3 protein-coding genes are annotated in these 3,459 nt (G+C 68.5%); all 3 read right to left on the reverse strand.

Annotated features, from left to right (window positions below; genetic code table 11):
* Window positions 1-99: 99 nt before the first annotated feature.
* On the reverse strand, window positions 100-1,326 hold the full coding sequence (locus B384_RS0113105) for an allantoate amidohydrolase (RefSeq protein WP_024476925.1): 1,227 nt from the start codon (window positions 1,324-1,326) through the stop codon (window positions 100-102).
* A gap of 48 nt (window positions 1,327-1,374) precedes the next feature.
* A complete protein-coding gene (gene hutU, locus B384_RS0113110) occupies window positions 1,375-3,069 on the reverse strand; it encodes a urocanate hydratase (RefSeq protein ID WP_019483557.1) in 1,695 nt (564 codons plus the stop codon).
* The coding region (locus tag B384_RS18880; protein ID WP_019483558.1) for an IclR family transcriptional regulator domain-containing protein at window positions 3,066-3,459 on the reverse strand (394 nt) is incomplete at its 5' end. The genes B384_RS18880 and hutU, both read right to left, overlap by 4 nt.

The raw sequence follows: 3,459 nt of genomic DNA on the forward strand, positions 1-3,459 counted from the left end.
CCGTCACCGCGGTGATGGTGCCGCCGTCGTCGGCCTCGATGCGGACGCGCGGCTGGATTCCGCGGCCAGCGACCCAGGCCTGCTCGCACCAGAAGGTGATCACAGCAGGTCCTCCAGTACGTCGGCGAGCGCGCTGGCGGCAAGGTTTGCATCGGTGTCCTCAACGAACTCTTCCGGCGAGTGGCTGATGCCCGTCGGGTTTCGGATGTAGACCATGCCGGAGGGTACGTAGCCGGCCAGGACGCCGGCGTCGTGGCCCGCGCCGGTCGGCAGGGCGGGCACCTGGTGCTCGGAGGTGGTGCAGCGGAGGGAGTTCTGGAGCTGGCGTTGCAGGGGCGCGTCGAAGTGGACGGTGCTGCTGAAGGATTCCTCGGTGAGGGTGACCGAGCAGCCTTCGAAGGCTGCGGCCTTCTGAGCCTGGCCATGGATGGATTCCACCAGCGCCGCGGTCACCGAGTCGTCGGGGTGGCGGACGTCGAGCCAGAGGTCGACGCGGGAGGCGATGACGTTGGTCCCGCCCGGCACCGGCTGCAGGCGCCCGACCGTGGCACGCGCGTCGTCCTGGCTGGCGGCGGTCCGGCGGATAGCGAGCACGATCTGCGCGGCGACGACCATCGGATCGGCGCGGTCGGCCATCAGGGTGGTGCCGGCGTGGTTGCCCTGACCCTGGACGGTGAGCCGCCAGCGCCCGTGGCCGAGGATGGACGAGCCGACGCCGACCGGGGAGTCCAGGTCGATCAAGGCCCTGCCCTGTTCGACATGGAGTTCAATGAAGTCGCCGATGGTCCGCAGCGCTTCCTCATCGCGCCCGAGGTGTTTCGGGTCCAGCCCATTGGCGCGGCTGACGTCGGCGAAAGTGTTGCCTGCCGGGTCCTTGAGGTTCCGCACCCGGTCGGCGTCGATGGCACCGGTGAGCAGGCGCGACCCCAGACACGCTACGCCGAACCGGGAGCCTTCCTCTTCGGGGAAAACGGTCACGGCGAGGCCGCGCCGGGGTTCGACGCCGCGTTCCTTCAGTACGTCGACGGCGGCCAGGGCTGCGGCGACACCGAGTGGCCCGTCGAACGCTCCGCCCCCGGGCACCGAGTCCAGATGGCTGCCGGTGACCAGCGCGCCGGTGCGGTCACCCGATTCGGCGTCCCACCAGCCCCACAGGATCCCATTGCGGTCGGTGCTGACCTCAAGACCGAGTTTCGTGGCTTCGGCGGTGAACCATTCGCGCAACTCCAGTTCGGCCGAGGAGAACACCGGCCGTGAATACCCGCCCCGAACGGAGTCGCGTCCGACGTCGGAAATGGCTCCGAGCATGTCACTTACGGTAGTCATAAAAACCTCTCCAGGGCCTGCGGACAGAAGTGCCGGGCCGGTTGATTGTCAGTCTGCCATGGGGATCCGGACCCCACGTTCCGCTGCGACGTCGGACGCGCGCTGATATCCAGCGTCGACGTGGCGGATGACGCCCATGCCGGGATCGTTGGTCAGCAGCCGTTCCAGCTTCTCCGCAGCCAGTGGGGTACCGTCCGCCACCGATACCTGCCCGGCGTGAATGGAACGCCCGATGCCGACCCCGCCGCCGTGGTGGATGGAGACCCAGGTGGCTCCCGAGGACGTGTTCAGGAGCGCGTTGAGGAGCGGCCAGTCGGCGACGGCGTCGGACCCGTCGGCCATGGCCTCGGTCTCCCGGTAGGGTGACGCCACCGACCCGGAGTCGAGGTGGTCGCGCCCGATCACGATGGGCGCGGATACCCTGCCGTCGGCGACCAGCTGGTTGAACAGCAGCCCGGCTTTGGCGCGGTCGCCGTAGCCGAGCCAGCAGATCCGTGCCGGCAGGCCTTCGAACTCGACCAGGTCCCCGGCGGCGTCGAGCCAGCGGTGCAGGTGCTCGTTCCCGGGGAACAGCTCCTTCAGCGCGGCATCGGTAACGGCAATATCGGCGGGATCGCCGGAGAGCGCCACCCAGCGGAACGGCCCCATTCCCTCGCAGAACAAGGGCCGGATGTAGGCGGGGACAAAGCCGGGAAACTCGAAGGCCCGCGCGTAGCCGCCCTGGCGGGCCTCGTCGCGGATGGAGTTGCCGTAATCGAAGACTTCGGCGCCGGCGTCCTGGAAGCCGACCATCGCCTCGACATGGTGAGCCATTGAGGTCTGCGCCTTTTTGGTGAACCCGTCGGGATCGCCCTTCGCCTCCCGGTCCCACTCTTCGGTTGACATGCCCTCCGGCAGGTAGCTCAGCGGATCGTGCGCCGACGTCTGGTCGGTGACAATGTCGATGGTGAGCTTCCCGGCCAGGTGGCGGCGCAGCAGTTCGGGGAAGACTTCGGCGGCATTCCCGACGACCCCGACCGACAGTGCGCGTTTCTCCTCTTTGGCTGCCAGCACTTGGCGCAGGCCGTCTTCCAGGTCGGTGGCGACGACGTCGAGGTAGCGTTTGGCGGCGCGGCGCTCAAGGCGGGCCCGGTCGACGTCAACAATCAGCACCGCTCCGCCGTTCAAGGTGACCGCGAGCGGCTGGGCGCCGCCCATGCCACCGCAACCGGCGGTCAGGGTCAGCGTGCCGGCGAGGGTGGCGGTCGGGGACTTGCCCAGTTTGCGGGCGACTGCGGCGAAGGTCTCGTAGGTGCCCTGCAGGATGCCCTGGGTACCGATGTAGATCCACGATCCGGCGGTCATCTGTCCGTACATCATCAGGCCCTCGGCTTCGAGCTTCCGGAATTCGGGCCAGGTGGCCCAGTCCCCCACCAGGTTGGAGTTGGCCAGCAGGACGCGTGGGGCCCACGTGTTGGTGCGGAAGATACCGACGGGCTTGCCGGACTGCACCAGGAGTGTCTCGTCGTCTTCGAGGTCCTCGAGGGATCGGACGATGGCGTCGTAGGCTTCCCAGCTGCGTGCGGCACGGCCGGTGCCGCCGTAGACCACCAGGTCCTCGGGGCGTTCGGCGACTTCGGGGTCCAGGTTGTTCATGAGCATGCGCAGGGGCGCCTCGGTCTGCCAGCTCTTGGCGGTGAGGGTGGTGCCCCGCGCCGCGCGGATGGAACGGGTTGGGTCGTGCTGGGTGAACGACTTGCTCATGCGGATTCTCCCTGAATTTCGGTGTCTCCCGGGTGGGTGCCGCCGGGAGCGGGGGTGGCGGTGGACGTGTTGAGGATGCTGCGGGCTTCGGCTGCGACCAGTTCGCCGAGCGTGTCGGCCTGTTGCTCGCTGATGCGGTAACTGGGAACCACCACGCTGAGCGAGGCGGCGATCCGGTCACCGATCATCACCGGGGCGGCGACAGCGGTGACGTCGGGTTCAATACCGTTGCGGACCACGACGTAGCCGCATGACGGAGCCTCCCCGGCGAGGACCTTGCCGGCGGCGGTCCCGGTCAGGGGAATGCGACGACCCACCCAGCTGGTGTGTCGGACCGAGTGGGTTCCTTCGCGCACGGCAATGTAGATGCCGTGGCCGTCATCGGCGGGG

It is taken from the genome of Arthrobacter sp. TB 23, assembly GCF_000294595.1.
Classification (GTDB): Bacteria; Actinomycetota; Actinomycetes; order Actinomycetales; family Micrococcaceae; genus Arthrobacter_D.

What these genes read in the sequence shown, in the direction of transcription:
- B384_RS0113105 (WP_024476925.1), bottom strand. Translation starts at nt 1,326, where the DNA reads ATGACTACCGTAAGTGACATGCTCGGAGCCATTTCCGACGTCGGACGC.
- hutU (WP_019483557.1), bottom strand. Translation starts at nt 3,069, where the DNA reads ATGAGCAAGTCGTTCACCCAGCACGACCCAACCCGTTCCATCCGCGCG.